The organism is Parashewanella hymeniacidonis (assembly GCF_016900895.1).
Taxonomy (GTDB): domain Bacteria; phylum Pseudomonadota; class Gammaproteobacteria; order Enterobacterales; family Shewanellaceae; genus Parashewanella; species Parashewanella hymeniacidonis.
Window position 1 is genome coordinate 1 of the sequence record NZ_JAFEUN010000071.1, and the last position, 25,243, is coordinate 25,243.

At 41.6% G+C, this 25,243-nt stretch carries 26 protein-coding genes; 1 reads left to right on the forward strand and 25 read right to left on the reverse strand.

Annotated features, from left to right (window positions below; all coding sequences use genetic code 11):
• Window positions 1-362: 362 nt before the first annotated feature.
• The 25 genes from JQC92_RS14250 to JQC92_RS14370 form a co-directional block, all read right to left on the reverse strand.
• Complete coding sequence (locus JQC92_RS14250) at window positions 363-1,604, reverse strand: ABC transporter permease (protein ID WP_205000265.1); 1,242 nt, start codon at window positions 1,602-1,604, stop codon at window positions 363-365.
• Complete coding sequence (locus JQC92_RS14255; RefSeq protein ID WP_205000266.1) at window positions 1,597-2,304, reverse strand: ABC transporter ATP-binding protein; 708 nt, start codon at window positions 2,302-2,304, stop codon at window positions 1,597-1,599. Before JQC92_RS14255 ends, JQC92_RS14250 begins: the two co-directional genes overlap by 8 nt.
• Window positions 2,305-3,480, reverse strand: coding sequence for an efflux RND transporter periplasmic adaptor subunit (locus tag JQC92_RS14260; RefSeq protein WP_205000267.1), 1,176 nt, complete (start codon window positions 3,478-3,480; stop codon window positions 2,305-2,307). It abuts the gene before it with no gap.
• Window positions 3,481-3,537: 57 nt separating this feature from the next.
• Window positions 3,538-4,248, reverse strand: coding sequence for a YIP1 family protein (locus JQC92_RS14265; RefSeq protein WP_205000268.1), 711 nt, complete (start codon window positions 4,246-4,248; stop codon window positions 3,538-3,540).
• Between the two features lie 135 nt (window positions 4,249-4,383).
• Window positions 4,384-4,494, reverse strand: coding sequence for a class IIb bacteriocin, lactobin A/cerein 7B family (locus JQC92_RS14270; protein WP_205000269.1), 111 nt, complete (start codon window positions 4,492-4,494; stop codon window positions 4,384-4,386).
• 179 nt (window positions 4,495-4,673) lie between these two features.
• Window positions 4,674-4,835 (reverse strand): hypothetical protein, encoded by a 162-nt coding sequence (locus JQC92_RS14275; protein WP_205000270.1) that lies wholly within the window; start codon window positions 4,833-4,835, stop codon window positions 4,674-4,676.
• 324 nt (window positions 4,836-5,159) lie between these two features.
• Complete coding sequence (locus tag JQC92_RS14280; RefSeq protein WP_205000271.1) at window positions 5,160-5,297, reverse strand: hypothetical protein; 138 nt, start codon at window positions 5,295-5,297, stop codon at window positions 5,160-5,162.
• Between the two features lie 351 nt (window positions 5,298-5,648).
• Window positions 5,649-6,461 carry a rhomboid family intramembrane serine protease gene (locus JQC92_RS14285; protein ID WP_205000272.1) on the reverse strand — a complete coding sequence of 271 codons (813 nt, stop codon included), beginning with the start codon at window positions 6,459-6,461 and terminating at the stop codon, window positions 5,649-5,651.
• A gap of 75 nt (window positions 6,462-6,536) precedes the next feature.
• Window positions 6,537-6,707, reverse strand: a complete 171-nt coding sequence (locus JQC92_RS14290; protein ID WP_205000273.1) for a hypothetical protein — start codon at window positions 6,705-6,707, stop codon at window positions 6,537-6,539.
• 135 nt (window positions 6,708-6,842) lie between these two features.
• Entirely contained in the window at window positions 6,843-9,017 is a 2,175-nt protein-coding gene (locus tag JQC92_RS14295; protein ID WP_239480573.1) for a peptidase domain-containing ABC transporter, read from the reverse strand.
• Complete coding sequence (locus JQC92_RS14300) at window positions 9,017-10,264, reverse strand: HlyD family secretion protein (RefSeq protein ID WP_205000274.1); 1,248 nt, start codon at window positions 10,262-10,264, stop codon at window positions 9,017-9,019. Before JQC92_RS14300 ends, JQC92_RS14295 begins: the two co-directional genes overlap by 1 nt.
• Before the next feature lie 297 nt (window positions 10,265-10,561).
• On the reverse strand, window positions 10,562-11,533 hold the full coding sequence (locus tag JQC92_RS14305; protein ID WP_205000275.1) for an ArdC family protein: 972 nt from the start codon (window positions 11,531-11,533) through the stop codon (window positions 10,562-10,564).
• The gene (locus JQC92_RS14310) at window positions 11,526-11,717 is read right to left on the reverse strand and encodes a conjugal transfer protein TraD (RefSeq protein ID WP_239480574.1); all 192 of its coding nucleotides are present in this window, start codon (window positions 11,715-11,717) and stop codon (window positions 11,526-11,528) included. Before JQC92_RS14310 ends, JQC92_RS14305 begins: the two co-directional genes overlap by 8 nt.
• The gene (locus JQC92_RS14315; protein WP_205000276.1) at window positions 11,695-13,563 is read right to left on the reverse strand and encodes an LPD7 domain-containing protein; all 1,869 of its coding nucleotides are present in this window, start codon (window positions 13,561-13,563) and stop codon (window positions 11,695-11,697) included. The genes JQC92_RS14310 and JQC92_RS14315 overlap by 23 nt, the downstream gene beginning before the upstream one ends.
• Window positions 13,556-15,385 carry a type IV secretory system conjugative DNA transfer family protein gene (locus tag JQC92_RS14320; protein ID WP_205000277.1) on the reverse strand — a complete coding sequence of 610 codons (1,830 nt, stop codon included), beginning with the start codon at window positions 15,383-15,385 and terminating at the stop codon, window positions 13,556-13,558. The genes JQC92_RS14315 and JQC92_RS14320 overlap by 8 nt, the downstream gene beginning before the upstream one ends.
• On the reverse strand, window positions 15,375-16,376 hold the full coding sequence (virB11, locus tag JQC92_RS14325; RefSeq protein WP_205000278.1) for a P-type DNA transfer ATPase VirB11: 1,002 nt from the start codon (window positions 16,374-16,376) through the stop codon (window positions 15,375-15,377). The genes JQC92_RS14320 and virB11 overlap by 11 nt, the downstream gene beginning before the upstream one ends.
• Window positions 16,354-17,475, reverse strand: coding sequence for a type IV secretion system protein VirB10 (gene virB10, locus JQC92_RS14330; protein WP_205000279.1), 1,122 nt, complete (start codon window positions 17,473-17,475; stop codon window positions 16,354-16,356). The genes virB11 and virB10 overlap by 23 nt, the downstream gene beginning before the upstream one ends.
• Window positions 17,475-18,404 (reverse strand): P-type conjugative transfer protein VirB9, encoded by a 930-nt coding sequence (gene virB9 / locus JQC92_RS14335; RefSeq protein WP_205000280.1) that lies wholly within the window; start codon window positions 18,402-18,404, stop codon window positions 17,475-17,477. Before virB9 ends, virB10 begins: the two co-directional genes overlap by 1 nt.
• Window positions 18,405-19,121: a VirB8 family type IV secretion system protein gene (locus JQC92_RS14340; protein ID WP_205000281.1), complete on the reverse strand. Its 717-nt coding sequence runs from the start codon at window positions 19,119-19,121 to the stop codon at window positions 18,405-18,407. It abuts the gene before it with no gap.
• A gap of 150 nt (window positions 19,122-19,271) precedes the next feature.
• Window positions 19,272-20,288 carry a type IV secretion system protein gene (locus tag JQC92_RS14345; protein ID WP_205000282.1) on the reverse strand — a complete coding sequence of 339 codons (1,017 nt, stop codon included), beginning with the start codon at window positions 20,286-20,288 and terminating at the stop codon, window positions 19,272-19,274.
• Window positions 20,289-20,294: 6 nt separating this feature from the next.
• Complete coding sequence (locus JQC92_RS14350; protein WP_205000283.1) at window positions 20,295-20,552, reverse strand: EexN family lipoprotein; 258 nt, start codon at window positions 20,550-20,552, stop codon at window positions 20,295-20,297.
• Window positions 20,553-20,621: 69 nt separating this feature from the next.
• On the reverse strand, window positions 20,622-21,287 hold the full coding sequence (locus JQC92_RS14355; protein ID WP_205000284.1) for a type IV secretion system protein: 666 nt from the start codon (window positions 21,285-21,287) through the stop codon (window positions 20,622-20,624).
• The gene (locus JQC92_RS14360; RefSeq protein ID WP_205000285.1) at window positions 21,284-23,749 is read right to left on the reverse strand and encodes a VirB4 family type IV secretion/conjugal transfer ATPase; all 2,466 of its coding nucleotides are present in this window, start codon (window positions 23,747-23,749) and stop codon (window positions 21,284-21,286) included. Before JQC92_RS14360 ends, JQC92_RS14355 begins: the two co-directional genes overlap by 4 nt.
• Window positions 23,746-24,084, reverse strand: coding sequence for a VirB3 family type IV secretion system protein (locus tag JQC92_RS14365; RefSeq protein ID WP_205000286.1), 339 nt, complete (start codon window positions 24,082-24,084; stop codon window positions 23,746-23,748). Before JQC92_RS14365 ends, JQC92_RS14360 begins: the two co-directional genes overlap by 4 nt.
• A gap of 9 nt (window positions 24,085-24,093) precedes the next feature.
• Window positions 24,094-24,426: a TrbC/VirB2 family protein gene (locus JQC92_RS14370; RefSeq protein WP_205000287.1), complete on the reverse strand. Its 333-nt coding sequence runs from the start codon at window positions 24,424-24,426 to the stop codon at window positions 24,094-24,096.
• Window positions 24,427-24,743: 317 nt separating this feature from the next.
• On the opposite strand from JQC92_RS14370, the gene JQC92_RS14375 reads away from it, so the two are divergent.
• Window positions 24,744-25,088, forward strand: a complete 345-nt coding sequence (locus JQC92_RS14375; RefSeq protein WP_205000288.1) for a regulator of G-protein signaling domain-containing protein — start codon at window positions 24,744-24,746, stop codon at window positions 25,086-25,088.
• Window positions 25,089-25,243: the final 155 nt, after the last annotated feature.

Here is a 25,243-nt window from a genome sequence, read left to right on the forward strand (position 1 = left end):
AATTAGGCGTTGTGTTCTTCGAGCATCACCAGTATTTGCTTTTTCGAAGTGGGCTGTTGACCATTGGTTATGATGATAAATTGACATGATTTGCTGTTTTGTATAAGGAGTTTCTTGATCAGATCAACGGATTTACAATAAGTTCAATTTATCTCAAATTTGTGTAGAAGAGTCAGCCATTAACCTGTTCAACTTCATGCATTTTTAATTCTTGCATTGTATTTTCCTTAATATTTAACGTTATATTTACCTAAATATGGGTCTCATATTCAGATTGCTTTTCAAAACATAAACTCCCGACTAAGCAGTTTATGCTTGCTATTAGGTTATTGACGCTATGTTTCATCAATATCCTAAATTCTTTACTCATACCTCAAGGCATCAATCGGATTAAGCCTTGCGGCTTTAATAGCTGGTGCCAAACCAAAGACTATTCCTATCGCAGAGGTAGATCCTAATGACAAGACTACTGCCCATAGAGGGATATAAGCACTCGGCATATCGGGTAGAGAGAGCGTGATGATTTCAGCAATACCATAACCAATAGCCATTCCGATTACGCCTCCGAACAGCGATAGCACAACCGCTTCAACCAGAAACTGCAACATAATGAAACCTGGCGTTGCCCCGAGTGCTTTAAGGGTTCCAATAACTCGGGTGCGCTCAGTTACCGATACCAGCATGATATTCATCACCCCAATACCACCAACGATCAGGCTTATGCCAACAATGCCTGACGTAATTGCAGTTGCACTTGAAGTAAACTTATCAAGATTTTCTCTCGACTTTTTTGCTGTTTCTATTTTGAAGTCGTTACTTTCATTTTCAGCAATTTTATGTCTTTGTTTTAAAATACGTTCAATTTGTTTATGTGCTAACTCTTCCTGAGCATCAGGTTTAAGTCGAAATAGTATGCTGATGCTGCTTTGTTGCTCATTAGCACCTTGAAGGCTGTTCATCGTACTGATTGGGATATAAATATAATCATTTTGATCCAACCCGAAAAAGCTTCCTTGATCTTCTGCGACACCTACAATATGAAACCACTCGCCAGAGAGTTTTAAATATTGTCCAACTGGGTTTTCAGGCAAATGCAGCTTTTCAATAATACTCGAACCGATATAGGCGACTTTCCTGCGTTTGGCGTCATCTTCCTTACGAATAAATCTACCCTTTTGTGGGAATGTCTTGTAAACCTTTTGGTAGTCCTTCTCTACGCCATAAATACGAGTATTATGACTGTAACCTTTGTATTGAGTCGTACCCGAAAAATGCAGAGTAAACATTTGAGCCGTCATCGTCTCAGCTTGATTCACTCTACTTTTTAAAAGCAAAAAGTCATCGTAATTAAGCTTACTTCTCTTCCCAATCATTTCTTGCTGCAAACTGACAAAAGGTTTTATTGAGGTTACATCGGGTGACAACCCTGAAAGTTGCTCATTAATTTGTTTAGTGAAACCTTGCATCAAAGCAACAACCGTTATTACCGAAGCAACCCCAATGATGATACCTAAACACGTCAAAGCGGACCGCATTGCATTGGCTTTAATTGCTTGCAGTGCTGCTTTGGTTCCTTCTACTATCGCTAAGGTTGATTTAAACACGTAACGACTCCTCAATTCCCTTGCGAGTATCAGCCACAACTTTGCCGTCCACCAAACGAATGACTCGCTGACAATGATCGGCAATTTCCTGCTCATGGGTCACCAAAATGATGGTATGGCCTTCATTGTGTAATTCATCAAACAAGGCCATGATGTCTTTGGTTGTCTTGCTATCTAAATTACCCGTTGGCTCATCACCCAACAGAATATGTGGTTTTGTCACTAAAGCTCTTGCTATTGCAACACGTTGTCGTTGACCACCCGATAACTGATTCGAAAGATGATTTACTTTATCAGCAAGCCCAACTCGTTCTAATGACTCCAGCGCCAGAGCCTTGCGCTCTTTCGCTGAAATAAAACGATACACTAGCGGCTGCATTACATTTTCAAGTGCCGTTGCTCTTGGTAACAAATTAAAACTTTGAAAAATAAAGCCAACACTTTGGTTTCGTTGCTGTGCCAGTTCGGTCTCCGTCATATCTTTTACTAAACTGTCTTTTAAAAGATAATCTCCTGAAGTTGGCGTATCTAAACAACCTAAAATATTCATCAAGGTCGACTTACCAGAGCCTGACGGACCGATTATTGCCACATACTCATTACTGCTGATATCAATGTTAATGTCATCAAGTGCTTTAAAAGTCTGATCACCCATTTTGTAATGCTTGTCAATGCGATTAAGCTGAATCACTTTCCCCATCTAAAGCGATTCCTTTTCATCATCAGACTCAGCTAATTTATCCGTTACAATTTCACCTTCTTTTAACTTACTGACAGGGCGAGCAGGGCCGATTACGACTTTATCGTTAAGCGTTAATCCTGATTTCACTGCTTGTTCGATATCAGATGAAATACCGACAGTAATAAACTGCTTATGCACTTGGTTCTCAGCATCCACTTTCCAAACAAAATATTTGTCATCTTGTTGATGAATGGCTTCAATCGGTAATTTAAAAGTATCATCCGCTACAGAGGTGGCAATTTCTGCTCTGCAGCTCATTCCTGCATATAAAGGACGTTCGGTTGGCGCTAGCAATACTTTTACTTTAAAAGATAACGCATTCGAACCAAGTTCTTTTTTAGCAGAAGTACCTATATTAATAATTGTGCCGATGAAGGGTTTATCAGGATAAGCCGCTGCAAATATTTTCGCAGTCTGACCAACTTTAATCCCTGATATATCTGTTTCATCGACTCTCAATTCAGCTAAAATTGCACTTGGGTCGGCAATCAACATCAAGTCAGAACCTATGATATTGGTTGTACCTGCAATCACCGTTTCACCTTCTTTAATATCAACGGACGCCAGCAATCCTGACATAGGTGATAAAAACACACTTTTACTTAATCGGTCTTCTGCGATAGATAATGAAGCCTTTGCCTGTGCTAACTGAGCCCGCTTGGCAGAGATATCAATTTCGGCAAGCTGATGTTGGTTTTGCAAACTGTCAAAAGTTTCAGCATCAACAAGACCTGCTTGAACCATTTTTTGTTGACGCTCCAGTTGTCGTTTTATATTACTTAAACTGACTTCAGAGCGCTTAATTTCGACATGACTGGCGGTCACTATAGCTTGAGTTCTCTCAACTTCGGCTTCAAAGGCTTTGGTATCTAAACGCATAAGAACATCATCTTTAGCGACGGTTTGCCCTTCTTCAACGAGAACCTGTGCAACTCTGCCTGTAACCTCTGAACGAAGTTGAACTTGGGTGTTAAACACTAAGTTGCCCGATGCTAAAATTGAATCAGCAATCTCACCTGTGGTTGGGCTCGCAATATCAACACGAGTTACGTCTTTTGTACCTGTGATGCGCTTAGCAGCCAGTACACCGATAAACGCAATAATTGCTAAGATAATTATGATGTTCTTTTTCATTTAAAAACTCTCAATTGGGTATCGCAAACTACGATACCCATAGACTTAAGACTAGAATTAAACCAGTGCGAAAATAGCCCAACCGATGTAGAAAATAGCAGATGGTAAAATGCCTAAAACTAAAGCTTTATTTGCTGAAAAGTTAGTCCAACTTTTAAGACCAATAACGGTAAGTGCAATACTCCAGATAACAAAAATGTTGAAGGCTTCAGTTAATGCAAAGAATTTACTTTGCGGTTCCAAACCTAACACTAATTGGTTTAACGAAGCGTAATTCATTAAACTAATTGAAAGTTGATCGGTACTTGCCGTTAACACCAAAATAATGATGCCTAAGCTGCTGATCACAAGAGGCATGTTTGTCCAAACGCTAAAACCGAACCAATCGCCAAATTTCTTATCGCAATTCGCATCCATTTTGCTGATCAGCAATAAATACAGTGCGTAAAGCGCATTAGCGATTATCAGACCAAAAATACCACCACCGATAGCGAACCAAACTTGCATTCCGCTGGTAGCTTGCATACCTTCTTCAGCCATTTTTCTCTCTTCGGCTGACATATTTGGGTCTAACGTTGCCAACTGCTGCTCAAGAAGAAATTGAGGGTCTGTAGAGCTAAAAAATAAGTAGCTCGCTAATGTCATAACTAATGAAACCGCAATAAATGCAGCCCATGACCAGCCCTTTTTTTCATTGATGGCATTAAATGCCTTTGTTGGTGATACAAAAATATCGGTTAACGCACTGATAGAAGAAGTTGACTGCATTTACTATGTCCTTGTCTATATATTATTTTATTTAGCAATAAACTTTTAAACGTTACAAATAATGTAAAAAGCTTATTGATAAATAGTTCGGTTGTGCCTTTCGACACAACCTAAATAACATCGGGAAGCTATTTATTAGGCTAACTTAACGGCTAACCAAACTACTAAGTCACTGACCATCTTCGGCGTGACCGTTATTACTCCGCCATTCACTTGATTCAGTTCTTTTTTATTTAATTCTTTCATTTTTTCTCCAAACTAATGAATTGAACCTTAAGTTAACTACTTAATTATGGTTCTAATCGCCAAATATAAGGCAAATGAATTGGTAGCGGAATATGTGGAAACAAACCTATAAACCCACCTGTTACTTGATTTATTTCTTTTGCGTTTAACTCATTCATTCTTCGCTCCTTCGATCGTATTTATTTATCGTATACAGGTGGTTTTGGAATGATAATAACTGGGTCTGTAGGCTTCTTACCTGGAGTACCAATCAGTTTTGACCAATCAAAATCAGGATCGATTGTAATTGTGATGTCACCACCGCTTACCTGAACAAGCTCATTTTTCATTAAATCTTTCATTGCATTTTCCTTAATTTACAGATGCATAACTCACTGACAATACTTGTTTCATTAACTATTTAAGCTTTTGATAAAGCTTGTATAGTCGATAAGCTAAAACTGCGGCATTAACTACACCACCGTTTACATTTGAGCAGTCAGACTTTGTTAGTTCTTGCATTATTTTTTCCTTAACATAGAATACAAAGTGTTATGTTTGCCTGAAAGCCGTAAAACAGTGCTAGCTGTGGGGGCATTTCAGACTGCTAACGGAAAACCTGACTCCCGACTAAAGCAGTTAGGTCTTCACTCTCTAATCAAAAATTCAATTAGACAATTCTTTCATTACATCTCAGGGTTTGTTGGTACCACTGGAATGCGATCAATTGGTCGACCTGTAACAGGATCAATTTCAATGATTGGAATAACAACTTCGTTGCCACCAAAACCACTATTTACAAGCAACTCTTCATTTAAGTTCATTCTTTATTCTTTTTTAACCTAATAAATCATCAATTGGATCTGGTTAAACAGGACCTGCAATAGGATCTGTCACAGGACAAAAACCGTCATACCATTCATAAATAAGTACTAAGACCGTGACAACTACCAACAACTTGTTCTAATTCATTAACTTGTAATTCTTTCAATTTTTATTCCTTTTAATTCAACTTACATTTCGTACATTGGAGGCTTATTTTGCATTTTTATATAACCAGAGTGTGGACAGTTTTATGCGGCCACCTTCCTATGTATTCAAACTTATTAAAGATTTGGAATACTTTTTTACGACTCGTTAACGAAAACTGAATTCGGCTAAGAATCAACAATTTTCTAAAACTTAATCTTAGACAGTTTAAAAGATACTAGGCTAATTAAAATACCAGACAAAAAACCTACCAAATGACTAAAAGAAGTCATAAACGTAGTAGTAATAAAATCAATAAATATAATAGAACTAACAAAGCTAATAAATGAAATATAAAAATACTTAGGAAAATAATTTTTAAAGCTTATCGTAGTAGCTACTATAACTGCGCCAGCTATAGCCATTACACCACCAGAAACACCAAGAAATCCATCGTTGTTAGAAAAACCAAATATATATAAAAAGTACGCTCCTACTGAACTTAAAATACACCCTACAAAGAAAACAATAAATATGTATGTTATAGAGTAAGGTCTAGCCAATGCGCAAAAACCAATTAACAACGCAATATTAATCAACCAGTGAGAGATACTTGAATGAAATAAAAAACCTATAAGCAGTCGCCATTTTTCACCTTCGTTTATTTTTTGATAAACAATACCGTATTCGATCATAACTATCTCTAACGTACCAAGTTCTTTCATCAAGAAATGCTGAAACAAATAGACGGCTATTGAAATTATCAGTATTGAAATAAGAATATTTTTCCTTTCCCGTTTCAACTGAATGACGAATTTTTTACGTTTATCTAATACATCGCAGTCTAATTTTATAAGTTTATAGTCTATAGCAACAAACAGAAGTGCTATTAAACCAACTAAACTAATTTTAAATCCATTCTTTTCAGGGGAAATGATCCCGAGAAATAAAAACAACAAGGAAAATATAAATAGAAAAGTCAACTTAAACTTATAGTTTTTAAATATTGAAGACTGCATACCATTCCTGCCTTACAAATCGCTCTTTAATAGACTGATTTACTCAAGGCGCATTGCGCCTTGAGTAAACTCATATTAGTCTGAGTATGCCATAGCAGCCCAAATAGCAAGACCAAACAAACCAGCACCACCAGTACCAACGGTTAAACCTGCAACCCCCAATGCTAGGATGGCGTTTTTACCTTCGTCCCAAGTTAGTGCTCCACCATTTACTTCTTTAACTTCACTCATATTTAATTCTTGCATTTTAATTTCCTTACTTTGTTATATTTACCTGAGTATCTATTTACTCAGACTGTTTCAGCATTAATTCCCGACTAAAGCAATTAATACTCTTTGTTTAAGTTACCGACAAAATAGTTATCAATAACTCAAATTCTTCTAATTCGCCGCTTGCTGCATTTCAGCTACTTCTTCAGGCGTGTAAACTTTACCTTGATGCATCACAATCACTCGCTGAGCTTGCTTAATGGTTTCTGGACGATGCGCTACAATAATTCGAGTCATATCCAGTTCACGAACCTGCTCACTGATACGAGCTTCATTTTCAATATCTAAGTGACTGGTTGCTTCATCCATAAACAAAATATTCGGTTGTTGGTACAGCGCTCTAGCTAGTAATAACCTTTGTACTTGCCCACCTGAAAACTGGCTGCCCATATCACCGACTAGTGCGTTATATCCCATTGGCATTTGTGCTATATCAACATCAATCGCTGCCAAGTGTGCGCAGTATTGCATTCGAACATAGTTTGGCTCTGGGTCGAAGAAGGTAATATTGTCTGCAACTGAACCTGATAGTAAAGTGTCATCCTGCATTACAGCAGCAATATGCTTACGGTATTGGGTTAAGCCAATATTAGTAATATCTTGGCCATCAAGTAATATGCGCCCTTTCGTTGGTGTCAGTAACCCGAGCATGATTTTCATTAATGTGGTTTTACCGCAGCCTGAAGCCCCCACGAAAGCGATGGATTCACCCGCTTGAATTTTGATTGATACATCATCAATCACATTCTTTTCGTCTTCACCATAACTAAAGCTGACATTTTCAAGTGTTAATTCACCTTTTGCTTCCACAAGTTGGGCGTCACCGTCTCTATTGGCTTCTTCTTCTTGCAATGCAATGTCAGAAACACGATCTAAATGCAGGCGCATCATTTTAAAGAGCACGATTTGTTCAATTAAACTTGCCACTCGTTCGGTCAATTGGTTTTTATAAGCGATAAAAGCCAGCACCATACCTACAGTTAAACTTCCAGTCATAACAAGTGTGGCAGCAAGGTACACGACAATAATGTTTTCAATTCCAAATAAAAGCTTATTCGCACCATCGAAACTAATCTGAAGTTTACCTAATCGAATATCAGCATTAATGACTTCGGCGTAACGGTTCTGCCATTGACTTTGGCGCTGAGCCTCACTGGTGAACAGCTTAATAGTTTGAATACCACGTATATTTTCTAAAAAGTTGGTTTGCTCTTTGGCACTCGCTTGTATCGACTCTTCTGATGCACGATGAAACGGCTTATATAAAGCAATCCGTAAGATGCTATATAGTGCAATTGCAGCTAACACCACTAATGTTAATTCAATACTGTAGATAAACATCATTACCAATACTGCAATTGACATCACACCATCAACCAGTGTCTCAACCAAGCCAGTAGTCAGACGTTCACGAATTTGTGAAAGTGAACCAAAACGTGAAACCAAGTCACCTATATGACGTTTTTCGAAGTAGGCCATTGGCAAACGAAGCAAATGCCTAAGCAAATTCACTCCCATTTGCATATTAAGCAAACTGGATACTCTGAGCACTAACCAACTGCGAACCCCAGTGGTGACAACATTAATCACGGCCAGCAGACCAAACCCAATCGCTAATACAATCAACAGTGGTTTATCTTGGCTTATCAACACTTCATCAACCACCCATTGCATATAATAGGGCGTAACTAATGCAAATATTTGAAGCAATACAGACAGAGCAAATAAGGCAACTAAGGTCTTACCTAAGCCTGTCATCTTCGTCCACAGCTGATTCCAACGCATCTGCTGACGTTCATCTTGCTTTTTAAAGCCTTTTGTCGGCGTTAGTTCAAGCGCAATACCTGTAAAATGCTCTGCAAACTCTTCAAGAGACAGTTTGCGTTTACCTAGTGCAGGATCATTGATGAAAACACCATTTTTAGTTACGCCAGTAAGCACAACAAAGTGGTTCAAATCCCAATGCAACACACAAGGCAGCGCTAGCTTACCGACTTCTTCGATTGGGCATTTTAATGCTCGACTGGCTAAGCCTAACTTGTCACCCAAGTCGATCATCTGCTGAAGGTTCATTCCTTTTAAATCAGCCGTAAAGCGTTTGCGTAGGGCAGCCATATCAAGTTTATGCCCGTGAAAACTTGCAACCATGGCTACGGAAGCTAACCCACATTCTGCAATTTCTGCTTGTAGAATTAACGGAACACTTCGCTTTCCTGAAAATTCCAGCAGTTCAATTGCGGATGTTTCTTGCTCTGCCATCGTCTGGGTTCCATTAGTGGTCGTCATTAGCTTACTCTCCCATTAAGGCTGTAAATTGGGTCAAGTAACCACTCAAGAAGTGAGCGACTGTCTAACACAATATCGGCTTCAAGCAACATACCGCTTTTTAAAGGAAAGTTATCACCATAGGCTTCAACTTCTTGCGCAGTAAGTTCACTTCTCACTCTGTAAACAGGTTCATTCAGTTGCATTGGTACTCCGACAGCATCACCTGCAAGTAGGGCCTTATCGATACTTTCAACTTCTCCTTTGACGAAACCGAACCTTTGATATGGAAAAGCATCAAAACGCATTCTTACTTCATCACCACGTTGAATAAAGCCAGCTGAGCGTGTCGGCAACAACAACTCTGCAATTAACTTTGAATCTGCTGGTAATAAACTCATTAACGCTCGGCTATTACTAACTAACTCGCCTTGAACAGCTTGAATTGCGGTGATTGTTCCTGATTCTGAAGCTCTAATGACATAGCGACGATTAGTTTTAGCTTCATTCAACTGACGATTAATATCTGATCTTCTTCGCTTTGTATCAGCTATTTTTAATTCATGCTGGTTATCAAGTTGGCTTAATTCAGCTTTAACTCTGTTTAATTCACTGCGAACTTGAAGCTCACTAGATTTCATATTTGAAAGCTCTTGCTTAGTGTTAATATAACTTTCTTGCTGAGCTTGAAACTCCATTGTTGATAGATAACCTTTTTTATGAAGTTTCTCATGTTGAGCATGTTGTTTGTTCTTTAATTCTAATTTCTCTTCTAATAAAGATTGAGTTTCTGTAATAACTATCAACCGATTAGATAAGTTAGAAATATTTTTATTTAATCTTATTCGATCATTTTCTAATAACGCTATATTTGTTAATGATTCATTATTCAGCACGCTCAATTGGGCATTTAACTCAGTAATTAGAGAATCACTAAGATCATTGCCATTCACCATATTCCGGTTAATAACGATGGTCGCTAACGCATCGCCTTTTTTAATTTTTTGCCCTTCGACGACATGTAATTTTTCAATATGGCCTGTAGCAACTGGATAAGCTTTAATAAGACCTTTACTCGGGACTAAATAACCACGAACCGTTTCTTTTCGTGAGTATTGCGAAAAAGATAAAAAAGAAATTGCAGCAATAATAATTAATACAATTGTGCCAACTGTAAAGTATATAGAAAGAGGTTGAGCGAGAGAAATATCGCCATGCAATTTTTGTTTTTGAGCGTCAACAGCTTGCTGACGAAATAACTCAGACATGAAAGTTCCTTTTAAACGACTCGCCAATCCATAATGGCAAACTAAATGCTAAGAAACATTAACTTAACAATTTAGAAACAAAATAATGTTTAAAAAAATAACTGTCAAATAGTATTTAATACTTTTTTACTATACGCTTGTTTTTTGAGCTTTTAGAGCGATTATTAAGCGAACCCCATACATTTTGCATACAAAATGTATTCTTTTTAGGCGCAAGTTAATCAAAACTTACATATTTATACTCATTTATCCTTTAATTTTTAGAATGTTCTTTGGAATTACTCACCTTATTCAGCTCTATCTTTCATATTCGAATTTTTTGATACCTTGATCAGTTTTCATGCGGGTTCCACATGAATTTCTTTCAACTCTTTCTAGTTTATTCTCCTTTTCATACTCCAATAAGTAGATATTTATTTCCTCTGCATCCCTAGACGCTCTTAAAATCTCTTTGGGATCATCTTGCAAAACTTTAACCCAATGGTCGACATAAGCCGCATGCTGGCCAAACTCGTGACCGATTTGCAGTTCATCCCCAAGCATTAGTGAGCCGATTTCGGCTCGTAGTTCTTCTTTAGCGTAGGATTCATCACCGAAGCGGCCTGTCATGTCTCTGTCTAATCGGCTTGGGTGACCTGTGCTGTGACCAAGTTCGTGAAGTACTGTGGCGTAAAAATTGTCATCGCTTTTAAACTTGTTTCTTGCAGGTAGATGAATACTGTCTGTCGCAGGGCTGTAATAGGCGTTATCATGCTGGTCATACTTAATTGGTACACCTGAATTTTGAATGATTTTTTCAGCCCGTTCATGGCGCTGCCATTCAGGAATCGTTTTTATTTCAAGTTCTGGTAAACCCTCGATTTGCTCAGCATTAAAAACCACTGAGCTGAATACTCTTGGCTTATCCAGTTTCACGGTCACTTTTATTGGTTTACCGTCAGCACCGAGAATCTTTTTACCGTTATCGCCTTTTTTATCGATTTGGTCGAACAGCTTCCAGTATTGAACGAGAGTGCCGTGCTGTCCTTTTTGTACTTGGGCATCAATGCCTTTGGCTTGTTTGTAGGTCATCCAACGGGGATCTTCTCTACACTGCATGGCAAGCCAAATAGCGTTGGAGCCTTTGTAACGAGTACCGCTGATTGGATTGTGCGGCATTCTTGGCTCGCCCGCTTGCCACGGTTTTTGCCATGGTGCTGTACCAGCTTTGAGTTGCTCGATGAGTTTATTGGCGATTTGCTCATGGTAAGGCAGTTTGTTGTCAGCCATGGTTCACCTCATTCTCGTTAACATCGTCATCAATAACTTCAGCTTCATTAGCTTCCAGCGCTTCGTCTTCAGTTAAGGCATTTTCTTCAAAAGCGCCTAGCTCTTCAGCTTCGGCTTTGGTCATTTCGATGATGGAGCCTGGGATGTTTAGCCCCATTAATTTATCGTTCAAGTTGCTGTTCATATTGAGCTTCCTTTTTTGTAGATACTCGTGATTTTGAGATTGTGTTAGGTTGCGAAAACCGCTGCTTAAATCGTTCTAATGCTGTTTGGGCAGTTTGAGTAACATTAGTTTTGGTTTGAGTCGATGGCTTAGTATTTATCGGCTTATTACCTGTTGATGACACAAGTTGCTGAGCCTGTTTGTTTTGACTCTTAGCCTGTTGCTGTGCCAGACGTTGATTGTCTTGAGGTTGGGGCTGATAGCCTGAAACTTCCAAGCCCTTGACTTTGGCTTGATACCAAGCTTCTCGTTTGAAGTTTTGGCTGCCTTTGAGTTTGATACTGTGCCAACCGCGATGTTCAGCAATGGTGATTAAATCCATCACCACTTTGCTTTGTTCTAATCGAGTCTGCAGCTTGTTGCCTTTATCGATAAACGCTACTGCACTGGGTCGTGATGCGAAGTAGCCTTTGCCGTTAATGAAGTTGTAGCGACTTGAAAGCTGTTCAGGTAAAAGCGGCTTTTCATCTAGCTTCGCTGGCTCATGGGATTGCTGATTTTGAGACTGTGTTATTTTCGTAGTTGCAGTTGTTTCAGGCTGTCTACTTGGGGCAACTTGCTCAACAGCTTTGTTATTTACAGATTGAGTTTGGATTGAATCTGGCATCACGCTGTTTAATGCGGGTAATAGTCGTTCGGGTCGTTGGTATTTGAGTTCTGGCCAGCACTTGTCGAGATGGTTTTCGATTTGTTTTTTGACTCGCTCAATGCTGCTGGTTACGTGCAAGTCGTTAAAATCGGTGAGTCCATATTCCATCTCTTCGGCTGACAGGTTAGGCGTAAGCCAAAAGCCACCGACCAGATTCGCAGCTTCTCTGGCCTTTAGCATGCCTTTATTGATTTGATTGCTGTGGTCGTTATCGGCTAAAAATAAATGCCTCGCTTTGGGATAAGCCTCATTCAATTTCTCTGCGACTTTGGGTATGTTGCCCGCATCGACGGTCATCACCACACTTCGACCTGTTGCCTCGGCAATACTCGCAGCGGTGGCGTAACCTTCTGCGTATAAGATTGGCTCATTGGCATTGAGTGGCCTATCTCCCACCACGAAAAAATGACCAGATTTTTGTGCGCCTTTCTTGAGGCATTTAAAACCATTGCCGCTGATACGTTGTAGGCTATGGATCTGTTGTTCAGTGTCATACAGCGGGATCACCAAGCGACCTTTTTTATCCTGACAAACACCAGCGTATGCCTGCACGCCTTTCTTTTTCAGATAGCCTTGTTGTGGATTGGCTGATGGCATTAAGCCATAAGCTTGAGCGCAGCGTTTGGCATGATGTTGCTGCTTTGCGGTAAGTTTTTGTTCTCGCTGCCATCGAAGATTGGCCATGTGCGCTTTTTGATGTAAGCGAGTCAGTGGATCAGCTTTTTCAAAGCTGGCATGCCACTTTTGTGGTTCACTGTGGTTGCGGTGATCTTGATACCAGCCAGCGGGATGGCCGTCATTATACAATGCATAGACACCACTTTTTTTGCCCTGCTTATCATCAATCGTTGATACTCGATGCATTTGCCCGTCCATGATTGGCGGCTCCTTTAAGACTAAACCCGCACTCTCTAACACATTGGCAAACTCCACCACGGGGTCACTATCTTGATGCTGATTAAACAAAGTTGGATCGGGCAACCACGGTGCAACTTTATGTTTTTCTACACCTGCTTTGGCATACCACAGCCCTTGCTCGCCATCAAAACTTATCCCCGCTACGCCATTGTTCAGGCGTCCAATCTCTTGCTGTGCTTGCGCCCGTTCATCATAGCCCACTGCAAGGTAGGTTTTGTGCTTGAGTGTGTCATTACTCATCGTATTCATCTCCTACAACCTGCTTGAAATCGGCAACCAACTCATTCATCACTGGCTTTGCGGGTTCGGGTTCTATGCTATTGGTTTCAGCATTGTGTTGATGGCTGTCGTCTTCATCGGCGCAGCCAATATGATTAATGTGGATCTTGTGCTGACGTGGGATCACCTTTGGAATAATGGGTAATGTCCAAGGTGCGTGATCAGAATGATTACCACGTTCCTTTAGCGATGGTTCTTGATACCAACGCAGTTTGATGCATTGAACTGGTGGGCTGTTTTCTAGCAATAAAATGGCGTTATCGGCACCCATTTGCATCAATTCTTGAGGCAGCATTAAGGCTCGACCATGATCGCTCACACTCTCACTTTTACTGCCTTTACCCGACAATTGACGACTGCGGCTACGATTGCGAATGGTCACTGTGCCAAGGCTATCTGAAATTTCTCTCGCCACTTTAGGATTTTTCGGCGCAAACACGATTTGCAACGCATGGTTATCCATTAAGGTTTCAGCACCATCATGACCGTAAATTTCTCGAAGCTGTGATGGTGATTGAATGATGGTCAGCAGCCGCAAACCATAACCTGCGATGTAACTGATGCCTCGGCTTAAAATGGACACTTTACCGATAGCAGCAAATTCATCCATCAATAGCAGCACTTGGTATTTCAGTTGCGGGTTGTGCTCGGGTAACTCACGGGTGTTGAGATCAATCAATTGCTGGAAAAACAGGTTAATCAGCGGTGCGAGTCTGGTTAGATCATCAGGCGTTACCCCAACATAAATGGAGAGTTTTTGCTGCCGCAACTGCCGCAGGTCGAAGTCATTGCCTGCGGTAACGGCATCAATCACGGGGTTGTAAAACAACTCTAACGCCGAAGTGAAACTTTTACGAACCGAACCACGAGTTCGCTCTGGGGTATCAAGGTACTCTTTTAAGGCCAACAAACACTGGCTAGATAAACCAAAGTCAGAATCCAGACGCATTTCCAATTGCTGCGCCAGATATTCATCTCCTTGAGTCAACAGTCGCATCACCTCGCCCATAGTCACAGGCAAGGGTGGAGTTTCGATAAGGTACAACACTAAACCTAGCCACAATGAACGTGCTGAGGCTTGCCAAACAGGGGCTTCATTATCGATATTGGGGAACAGCATTTGGCCAATTTTCTGGATATCGTTAATCCGAAAACTGGGGTCGTCAGAAATGTAATGCAGCGGATTCCAGCGATGGCTTCGATAGTCTCGTGGCGCAAGGTTGAGAAGGAAACATTGCTGACCATGCGCTTTACGAAAACCAGCAGTGATGTTCCAGTTCTCTTGCTTGATGTCCAATACCACAACCGAATCTTGCCAAGTCAGTAAGTTAGGGATGACAACACCGACACCTTTGCCGCTGCGAGTTGGTGCTGACATCAGTACATGCTGCTGCCCTGCAAATTGTAGATACCGCTGTTTGAATAATTGCTTTTGTTTACCGACAACGATGCCTTTATCACTTAACAGCCCTGCTTGTTGAATTTCCTTTTGAGTAGCGAATTTTGCGGCACCATAAAGCGGTTGTTTCCTGGGTTTAAACCTTGCGGCTATTAATAATGAAAAAGGGGCAAACCCAAAGACTACTGCAAGCGTTAACCAAAATTGGGTTTTGCTGTCGTGTCCGTAATAATAACCGTACTTGAACACAGTAAAGGGCGTGGCTTGGTGATAGTTAAGATGTGCAAAATACAGATAAATGGCGCTGCTAAGCCACAGGCTGAGTAATAAACCGATGGTAATTAGGAGCAAGTAGTGCCATTGGTTCAGCGGGCTACTTTTCATAATAAACCTCACTCACGAACCGTTTACCGTTGATATTTTTTATTTGCACAATCACATCCACACACAAATGCAGCAATTGTTTAATGTCTGCTCTGGAAAGTGAACTTCCTGCTTGCGATTCTTTTAACATCAGCACCAATTGCTCTAATGCCAGTTGTGGGCTGCCAGCGTGCATGGTGGTGATACTGCCCGGATGCCCTGAGTTGATGTTGCGCAGAAAGTAAAATGCTTCGTCGCCACGGATTAATTCAGCGACAAACACACGGTCGGGCTTCATGCGTAAACTCGCTTCTAATAGCTGTTTTTGAGTTATTTGCGCAATGCCTTGCTGTCCTGCGGAATAAAATAAGCTGACACTATTGCTATGAGAACGGTGAAGCTGCAACTCATCGACATTTTCAATCGAGATCAAGCGTTCATGTTTGGGGACTAATTTCAATAAAGAGCGAAAGAACGTGGTCTTGCCTGAGCCTGTCGCGCCACAAACAATGATGTTTTTGCGCTCTGCAATGGCTTGTTCGAGAAAAGCTTTGATATCGCCTTGCTGTTTAAGCTTGGTCAGCTCAGATTCGTTGCCCTGCTCTGCCAAATAGCACTGGTTGAAGTAACCTTGCTGCTGATAATCCTCTAAGCTAAAGCACACCTCAGCGGGTTTGCGAATGGTGAAGCTGATACGTCCTGACAAGGTGACAGGCGGTATTGCGATTTGAACTCGCTCACCATTGGGCAAGGTCGCCGATAATATTGGATGGCTTGAATCGAGTTTTTGACCTGAGTAAGTAGCAATCAGTTTGGCTAAGTGCTGACAATAATCAAAATTAAGTGCACCTACGGTATGCTGTTGCCAGCCCTGCGCCGTTTCAGTCATCACTTGTTTTGGCTGATTAATCACAACCTCAGTGATTGACTCCATCGTTAAAAATTTATCTAATATTTTAAGGTAAGCCATTAACGCTAAACTGCGACCATCATTGGGCAAGTTGCAAGTCATAGACACTCCTGAAATCCAAATCACGAGCCACGAACACATTAATGTGCTCACCCTGATTTTTGAGTAAAGTTGGCTTAATGCCGATGGAGTCTTGCAATGCAATCGAAGCTAAATCTTTGGTACCGCCAATGGTGTTGCCGAACTGAATTTGATTTTTGTTACCGCTATTGGCCTTATTGGAAGCGTACTGGCCAACATCACCAATCAGGCTGAGTAACATGGCGCTGCCGAAACGCTGTTTAAAATGACCATCGATAAAGCCGCTATGTCCGCTGCGACCCAAGGTATCGGTTCCCGCAGAATCTAAATCGATAATGACGCCATTGGGCGTTTCAATGCGATCCCACAACACAAAGATCCGAGCCACACCTTGCTGTAAGCCACCTTGATATTGGCCGACAATGTGACTGCCTTTTTCAAGCAGCAACACTTTGCCATTAGTGGAATAAATGTCTCGACTGAGTTGGCAGCGAGTCATGCCTGGCACATCGGAGCTGATGGCTGTTTCTAAGATGCAATCCAGAAATGCGCCTTTGGTGATGAACAAGTTCGGGTCAACAATACGACTGGCTAAACTGCCTGATAACTTGGTTGGTTGCAGCTTTTGTTGCAGTTCAGACGCTTGCCGCGGATTCTGAAACTGAGTTTGCTGACTTTGAGCATCAGTGGGTTTGTTGATAACAGGCCGACTAAATGCCAATAAAGCATCCGACTGTTTACGTTGCTGCGGTGTCAGCGGTGTTTTATTGGAATGCCCCAAAACCGAATAGTGCGGCTCAGTGGCAATATTACCTGTATGCAGAATGTCAGGCTTTGCTGTATCTGTACTATTGCTTGTTGAGTGGTCAGAAGCTTTAGGTAATTCTGGTGGTTTGCCTAAATGGTCAGCAATGGTGTAATGATGATTAAATTTCTGCTGCGCCTCTCCATGAATAAAGCCACCATTGATGACCACCAATAACCCGATAACGCCCAATGCCAATATCAGCAATATACCTTTGTTGAATTGCGGCCTGCGGGAAATCGACGCTCCAAGGTGCGGTAAGTCTTCCAAGGTTTCAGATTCAGTTCCTTGATTGGGCGTTGAACTGGCGTCCATTACTTACCTCCTTTTAGAACTTTCAGCTGCCGCTTCACTTTTGAAATATTGCTGCTTGAGTAGTCAGCGGCCTGCTCGGAGCCAAACGAGCGATTAAACAAACACAACACCTTGTTGCCTTGGCGAAGTACCAGTTGTTTTGCAATGCGTTGAACAATAATGGTGTAGGGAAAAGCAGGGTTAATATTGGAGTTCACTAGAGATTCTTTATCATCACTGCCAACCGTATAAACCGCTGGAAAATCTTGTTTGCCGTTAAAGGTGATGTAAGTGAATCGACCGTCATCAAACACAGAAACAGGCAGCAGCTCTGCATCGCCTTTATAGAAGTAGTTTTGGTTTTTCACCTTGGGCGCCTGAACGGAATGAAGTCGTTGACTGAGTTGATGACGTTGCTGTTTTTTCCGTTGTGAATCTTTGAGCTGCTGAGGGTATAAAAACTGCACCTGAAACATCATATCGTTTGGTCTTGAATGCGCACCACGCTGTGACCAATGCGCACTGAGTTCAAAACTGTAAACATGGTTACCTTTATTTGAGTCAGTCAGCACCGTCATATTAGTCACGGCTTTTTGTGCTTTTGGTTTGATGAAAATGTGGTTAGCAACCGGAGTGATTGCCCATGCATCGGTATCGCCCATAGCAACTTGGGTTATGGTTTCGTTTTTTCCAAATTCAATGTCGGTGGAAAAGCCATAATGCCCAACCAATTTGACCACTTGCTGTGGATTGTAATTGATGTGTTTGACTCGGCTGTCGAAATGGCCTGAATGCGGGGTTTCGAGGGCGAAAGCCTCCGTACAAATAAACATTGCCGTCATACCCATGAAAATGGGTATCCAGCGACTTATGTTTTTGAACACAGCAAAAGGCACTGGGCACCCGTTTTCACGAGTGCGACGAGATATAGAGCAAGAAAAGCATTGCATCTAATCCCCTCCCGTTGCTTGATCGTTGCGATAACTCAACACCTGAAAACCGAGAGGATTTAATTGTCTGTCTTGCAATGACATCGGCGCATTGCGATACACAAAGGTGATGGTAGCCACCCAATGCGTCAGCGGATGTGTTTCACCCACTCGTTTTATTTGCTTGGCATAGCGAACCAAAGCCGTGATTCGCTGCTCAGTGTTCACTTTGTCTTTAGCGATAAAGCTGATGGCGTTTACTTGAGTCACCACTTGAGCTTGTTGGCCATAAATGGAAATGGGCGCTTGCGAGTTGGTTTTGGGGTCAGTTTGCAGCGCAAAATCTTGCTGAACATTATCGACCGACATCAAACCGACTAATTTTCGGTCATAACGGCGAGTTTCCCACTGGTAGGATTCTCGATAGCGAACATATTGTGTCAGCCAGTACTTATCCAACACTTCCTGAGCTTGCTGCTTAACCTTGCCATGGCTGGTTAAGGTAGACACCACATCCACTAAACCTGAGTTGTTGTCGACTCTAATGACGAATGGCTCGATGGTTTTAAGCGGTAATAGGCAAACTAGACCGATGCCTTGAAGAACGGCAATCAAGGTCAATAACAAACAACAACGCCATGCTCTTTTTTCAGATTGTTTGATCCGAAGGTTCAGCTCAGTATCCCAACCTCTGGCTTCATTGAAATACTGCTTAAGCAGCGCCTTGTCATTCATCATGCTGACCTATTGGCTTGAGTTTAACAGGCGCATGATTGACGGGTTTTAGCCCCTTGCCATCATCATGACAGTGCGGAGGTTTGGGTGCGCTGGCGCAGTGGGTTAACAACAAACAAGCTATAACTATTAGAGTTATATTCATCGGCTTAATCATGGTCTTGAACTCCCCGAAATGCTGTTACCACCAAAGCGTTTTTGATACGCCTGATAACCAATACCTAACGGCTTAACCGGTGCCGCTAACACCTGCCCGGTATAGTTCATATCTCGTCTTAGGTTTCGATATTGATTTCTGAGCGTGGTTGGCCGTAATGAATGCAAGCTGTTGGCAATCGCTCCGTTTGCGGCAATCGCCACTCCGCCACCTAACGCCGAAGCCATGGCTGGAATTTGTTTCATTACTAATATGCATAAACCCAATACAATGCAGAGCATCGAACTGTCGCTAAGTGTGGTCATCGCTGCATGGTTTGCAGCAATTTTATGAAGATAGCTGTTTGCGACTGACACCATTAATTGCCCTGATGTCACGCCCAGTAATAGAACAAAACCAAAGTTGAGTACCATGCCGAGCCAGCTTTCGAAAAATCGTTGTGTCGCTTGAAACAGCAGAAGAACAAAAAAAGCAGGACCGATAGCCAGCAAAACACTCACCATCACTTTGCTCAGCAGAATAAAAAACGCCACCAACAAAGTTAAGCAGCTGCCAATCAGCAATACCGCAACAGCAATAAAGTACATACCGAAATTACCGTTCATCACCCCGCCCTGCTTCCACGCATTATCGGCAAGCTCAAACACCTGACTGAATAACTGATCCAGCAAATGCGCTGCATCCATTGAATGTCCACCTGACACAATCGAAGCAAGGGTTTGTGGGGTATCGCTTAAAAAAGTAACAACGGTTTGGTTGTAGCGGCCAACGGTTAACCCCAACGCCAAAATAAACCCAATGCGTAAAATTCGATAAAAGCCTTCTTGTAGAGGTGCTTCACTGCGGCCAGTCATCAATGCATAACCCCATATCGCCAGCCAGATGATCATCAAGCTAGAAAACAGCGGCACCAAGAAATGAATCAGCCGTTCAGAACCCTGCTGCACATAGTTGTGCAGTGCCTTATCGACTAGGTCGAAAATGCCCTGATACAGATTACTTTTAGCGGCCACAGAGTTTTACTCCTTTCCCCAGTCAATAGGATGTAGCTCACCCGCCGAGCGTTGATTAGCGGCATGTAGCGCATTAATGCAATCAGGTTCTTTGTTATATTTAGCAGGATCATCGCTACAGAGCTTTAAGGTCTGATCTAAAATTTCGTTATGCTTGAGAAACCAAGATACCGTGTGTCCTTGGTCAACTTTTTGCTCAGGTTGAGAGCATGCAGTCACGGTGATTGCAGCTATCGAAAGTAAGATCAGTGTTGATGTTTTCATGCAGATACCTCAAGTCAGTGTTATCTGCCATCCTTGGACATTTAATTCCAAATATTGTTAATGAACGATTTACCAATCAATCGGTTTTAATTCACCCGCTGATTCAATCGCCATTTGGGTGATTTTTTGTTGTGTTAAGGCATCATTTGCCTGCGCTTGGGCATTAAGTAATTGCAGCTTGGCTTGTTCGTTTTGCAACATCACACCTTCTGCATTTATCCGAGCTTGCAAATCCTCGATGTCTTTTTGTTGTGGTGCTTGATTGATCTTTTCAATCAGCCTCATGAGTTGCTGATAGCTAGCTTGAGTTTGCTGTAATGACACTTGGGTTTGCCCAAACCAACGACCTCGATAGCGATTAACGTCATCGTATAAACCTGCGACATCGCCGCCGAGCTTTAACCAGTCGCTGTTATGTATGCCTTGTTTGTTTAACGTCAGGTTAGGATCAACTTTGACGCTAATGTCATAAATCGAATCAATGCTATTTGCCATCCCACGAACGCCATTAATACTGCTTAGTTGTGACTTGGCCATTTGCACTTGTTGCTTGAGGGTATTGATTTCCTCAAGCATGTGTTTCACTTGGACGATATTTTGCTGCAAATTAGCGGCATCAATCACAGGAAAAGCCTGGGACGATGTAGATAGAAATAGCACAGCTAAAACTATTCCGTCGTACCCGTGAAAACGGGTACCCAGTGACTTTTCATTTTTAGACCAGAGAAGTTTCATTTACCACCTCGCATATCTCGCAAGGCATCAAAATAAAGTGGCAACCAAACATTCGACTCATCGCCTACTTGCTCAATTAACTGCGTCATTAATGCCACTTTGTCCGTGGTTCCCGATATCACCGCTAACTCTTCATCAAAGCCATTCAAGTCAAGTGTGTTAACAGAGCTGGATTGACCTTGTTTAACGATAAACTGGCGTGAATTGGGTTGCAGCTCCGTTTTAATCAGTTCAAATTCACGTTCGGTAAGATGCAGACCATCAACGTAATCTTCACGTCTGGCTTTTGGGTTTGGCATTAAAATGAGGGTGGCGCATTGCTCGATTAATGAATGGGCAATCGGTGAGTTCAGTACATCACGGGCAGACTGAGTTCCGTAAACCATAACCCCGTTTTGCTTACGAATAGTCTTTTGTTTGTTGTTGGCGAGATCTTCAAAGTATTCATCTGCAAGTAGCTTCCAAAATTCATCCATGATGATTTGTAATCTTCGACCATCAATCAAGCTTTCAATCCGATGAAACAGATACATCACAATTGGCGTTCGAATTTCAGGAGTCTCTAAAAACTCAGTTACATCAAAGGCCAGTAAAGTTTGGTTATCGACGGACAGCTCATCAACATCATTATCCAGCACCCATGCCAGCTCACCGCCTTGACACCATTTTTGCAGTTTGGAATAGCAACCATCATTATCAACGGGATCGAGAAATTCCAGACAACGGCTTAAGCGTCTACTTTGCTGTTCAAGACTCATCACACCATTCACTGCATTAGCGATTTCGTGCTGTTGAGTATGAGTGAAATTATCACAGCATAATTTACTGATAAGTCGGGTGAGAAACAGTTTATTTGCGGGTGAGTCCTGTAACTGAAACGGGTTAAACCCTGTCGATTTACCCATTTGCAACGGTAAATACAATCCATCACAAGCTCGCACATAAACCTCTAAACCACGGTCTTTATCAAAAATAATTTGGGTTGGCTCAAACTTCTTACTTTGCGATATCAAAAAACCTTGCAGAACCGTTTTACCGCTACCCGATGCACCAATAATTAAGGTATTCCCTAATGCGTGGTGCTCATCCTTGAGCGTGGCTTCCTTAGAGTGATTGCGACTTAGATTGCGATTGTTCCTCCTATGTTCAAGCAAGTTGCGCTTGTGAATGTTAGTCTCGTGAAAGTTAAAGTAATAAGGCGAACCAGAAGCCGATTTAAACATGGTCACTGCTGCGCCCCATTGATTGCCTGTCATTTGCCCAGCTGGATAATTATGAAAACTGCAAAATCCAGCAAAATTTTTAGAGGATATCGGCGCAGGACGTGGGCGATATTGGCTGTTGGTAGGTAATTGCGACCAGAACGCTGCGGCAAGAGCGGTACTTTCTCGAACTGGAATGATGGCCATATCAGCCAGTTCAGATTTGAGCTGTGACAGATGCTTTTCTAATTGCGCTTTTGAGTCAGTAAGTACGGTTAACACCAAATGGTGCTCACCATACACAATTCGATTAGAGGTAATGTCATCCAGCCCCAAATCAATGGCATCGATTTGAGAGTGAGCAAAGTCACCTGTGGTGTGTAAGCGTTTTTGTTGTCGTTGCAACAATTCTGTTGATACGGGTTTAGATAGAAACTGAAAACTTTGCGTTAGCACCAACTCAAAAGGTGCCGATAAAAGAGTATTAAGCAAACCCGCTTCCGTCCGCTCAGGGTACTCCGAGATCCCCAAGCAAGATCCAAAACGGGTTTGCGTAATGCCCTTTAATGCAAAAGTGTCACCACCAAACAGTGGTCGTTGACGCATCATTGAATGTGAAATATTGGCTTTCGGTAACGCTCTGGCCTGCCACTCACCATTGACTAAGTAATCCAGAAACGTCAGCAATTCTGAGTAGAAAATGCCTTTTTCGAAATAGGTGCCTAAGCGTTGCGATTGATAAGCTTGCATTGACGCCATAACGGTACTGGTTATTTCATTCAATGCACTAATGGCTTGCTTTAAAGCTGCCGCACATTGCTCTTGAGTCATCGCAACTGATTTGCCAAACCAAGAAGTAAGTTTCTGACTATGGCTGCGATAAATAATGGTGAGATACAGCTCATTTATCATCAACTGACTTTGACAAACTTGAGCGGCATATTTGTCATTAAGCTGTTTATCAAACTCGCATTTGAACTCGCCTTGCGGAAAAACTTTGTGCTCTCTGCGAACTAAATGCGTCCAAATACAAATATCAGGACTGGCAATATTTCGCAGCAATAAATTCAGTTGCTCTTTCCAAAGTAATACCTGCTCTGGTGCTACTGATTCATGGGCAACACCTTGCAAACGGATGGTTTGTAGGTAATCGCCACTGTGAGTTTTAATGGTGTGTTCATCCACATGAGTTTGATAGGGAATAAACTCAGCCGCTTCGTTTTCGCCCTGCCAGATATGCTTGGGAACTGACTTATTCATAAGCCGTTCCTCAAAATGGAATTACTACTGCGAGTATTGCGATATGGGCAAGCTGTGGCAGTCCCAAACTGTCGCCAAGCTACCGACTTAGCCTTAGTTTTTAGCCATAACAACATCAACTTAAGCAATCTTGGATCACGCAGACACAACACATACATCACGCCGTGAATTGGAAGATAAAGCAGTAAAGTTAACGGATTTTTGCTGGCTATCATCAGCACAGCCACTAACGCACTAGCGACAATAATGACATCTAAGGTGACACCCCATTTCATCGCAGGGCGAGTGACGGCAACAAATAAAGGATCATGTCGATTGGATTCTAAGGTATTCATCGTCATCCCCTACTTCACCGCTGAAATAATCATGTCGACAATAGTGGTACCACCGAACACCAACACAATACCCGCAATGTATTTGCCGCAAGTTTCGCCCGTAATGCGACCAAACCAAGCTAAGTATCCCAAAATCGCTATACCAATCACCGCCGCACTTCGGGCTATGCCGTTGGTCAGCAAATCCATCACCCAATCCACTCCTTCAGTAATTGGGTTGGCAAAGGCGACTTCGGGAGTTAACAATAAAATGGAAACCAAAAAAACATGGGCGAGTATCACCCGAGTTTTGCTTAGTGGTATCGAGTTTGAGGTTGTCGTATTGAGTGAACTTACTTTCATTGTCTACTCCGAAAAGTCACCCCAAATTAGGGCTAGAGTTGCTTATGAAAGACACTTCACATCCTTGCTAGCATCAGATTTTTTAAAACTAATACGAGCAAAATTACACACTCAAAATCAAGTGTAAACACCTGTAATAAAAAATAATTTCAAATATTCAGGGATGTTAGGAGATGTTCAAGAATGTTCAGAAATGTTCAAGAATGTTCAAGAATGTTCGGAAATATTCAGGAAAAACTCGAAAATACGAAAATTCTCAGTTCAGAAGTTTTGCGTTAATATGTTTTTAAATTCCTCCCAGTTAAATGAGTGTTCACATGACTCCGTTAGAAATCGCAAAGCATTATTTCGAGTTATCCAATAAAAGTGATTTTGAGGCCATAAGTAAATTATTTGATAAAAGATCTACATTTTGTACCGCTCAAAATGACTTCTACCTTGGCTGCCAGGATATTATGGCAATGCAACGTGCTCATCATTGTTCATACAAGAGACTCCATTGGAGCACGGTTTTTATGGAAGAAGAAAAGCCAAATGTCATTAGCTTCGGCTTTGCTTTCGAGGGTGAAACATTAAATGGTGACGCTGTAGAGTACACAGGAATAGAGACCATGATCATCTACGACAATAAGCTTCAGCACGTTCAAGTTTTATTGGATTGATTTTTCAGTTTTTTATAAGCAAGGCAACCAGCTTTTGGACATAAACGTGTTTCGGTTTCGGTTCGTAATCAAAAAATTGCATTAGAAAAAGTATCTCTGAAATCAAATTTCTGAAAGCTACGACTAGCCCTAAAAAACAACTTAGGGCTTACATC

Coding starts and splice junctions, on each gene's coding strand:
- JQC92_RS14255 (WP_205000266.1), bottom strand. CDS start 2,304: ATGGGGAAAGTGATTCAGCTTAATCGCATTGACAAGCATTACAAAATG.
- JQC92_RS14260 (WP_205000267.1), bottom strand. CDS start 3,480: ATGAAAAAGAACATCATAATTATCTTAGCAATTATTGCGTTTATCGGT.
- JQC92_RS14265 (WP_205000268.1), bottom strand. CDS start 4,248: ATGCAGTCAACTTCTTCTATCAGTGCGTTAACCGATATTTTTGTATCA.
- JQC92_RS14270 (WP_205000269.1), bottom strand. CDS start 4,494: ATGAAAGAATTAAATAAAAAAGAACTGAATCAAGTGAATGGCGGAGTA.
- JQC92_RS14275 (WP_205000270.1), bottom strand. CDS start 4,835: ATGAAAGATTTAATGAAAAATGAGCTTGTTCAGGTAAGCGGTGGTGAC.
- JQC92_RS14280 (WP_205000271.1), bottom strand. CDS start 5,297: ATGAACTTAAATGAAGAGTTGCTTGTAAATAGTGGTTTTGGTGGCAAC.
- JQC92_RS14285 (WP_205000272.1), bottom strand. CDS start 6,461: ATGCAGTCTTCAATATTTAAAAACTATAAGTTTAAGTTGACTTTTCTA.
- JQC92_RS14290 (WP_205000273.1), bottom strand. CDS start 6,707: ATGCAAGAATTAAATATGAGTGAAGTTAAAGAAGTAAATGGTGGAGCA.
- JQC92_RS14295 (WP_239480573.1), bottom strand. CDS start 9,017: ATGACGACCACTAATGGAACCCAGACGATGGCAGAGCAAGAAACATCC.
- JQC92_RS14300 (WP_205000274.1), bottom strand. CDS start 10,264: ATGTCTGAGTTATTTCGTCAGCAAGCTGTTGACGCTCAAAAACAAAAA.
- JQC92_RS14305 (WP_205000275.1), bottom strand. CDS start 11,533: ATGGCTGACAACAAACTGCCTTACCATGAGCAAATCGCCAATAAACTC.
- JQC92_RS14310 (WP_239480574.1), bottom strand. CDS start 11,717: ATGAACAGCAACTTGAACGATAAATTAATGGGGCTAAACATCCCAGGC.
- JQC92_RS14315 (WP_205000276.1), bottom strand. CDS start 13,563: ATGAGTAATGACACACTCAAGCACAAAACCTACCTTGCAGTGGGCTAT.
- JQC92_RS14320 (WP_205000277.1), bottom strand. CDS start 15,385: ATGAAAAGTAGCCCGCTGAACCAATGGCACTACTTGCTCCTAATTACC.
- virB11 (WP_205000278.1), bottom strand. CDS start 16,376: ATGACTTGCAACTTGCCCAATGATGGTCGCAGTTTAGCGTTAATGGCT.
- virB10 (WP_205000279.1), bottom strand. CDS start 17,475: ATGGACGCCAGTTCAACGCCCAATCAAGGAACTGAATCTGAAACCTTG.
- virB9 (WP_205000280.1), bottom strand. CDS start 18,404: ATGCAATGCTTTTCTTGCTCTATATCTCGTCGCACTCGTGAAAACGGG.
- JQC92_RS14340 (WP_205000281.1), bottom strand. CDS start 19,121: ATGATGAATGACAAGGCGCTGCTTAAGCAGTATTTCAATGAAGCCAGA.
- JQC92_RS14350 (WP_205000283.1), bottom strand. CDS start 20,552: ATGAAAACATCAACACTGATCTTACTTTCGATAGCTGCAATCACCGTG.
- JQC92_RS14355 (WP_205000284.1), bottom strand. CDS start 21,287: ATGAAACTTCTCTGGTCTAAAAATGAAAAGTCACTGGGTACCCGTTTT.
- JQC92_RS14360 (WP_205000285.1), bottom strand. CDS start 23,749: ATGAATAAGTCAGTTCCCAAGCATATCTGGCAGGGCGAAAACGAAGCG.
- JQC92_RS14365 (WP_205000286.1), bottom strand. CDS start 24,084: ATGAATACCTTAGAATCCAATCGACATGATCCTTTATTTGTTGCCGTC.
- JQC92_RS14370 (WP_205000287.1), bottom strand. CDS start 24,426: ATGAAAGTAAGTTCACTCAATACGACAACCTCAAACTCGATACCACTA.
- JQC92_RS14375 (WP_205000288.1), top strand. CDS start 24,744: ATGACTCCGTTAGAAATCGCAAAGCATTATTTCGAGTTATCCAATAAA.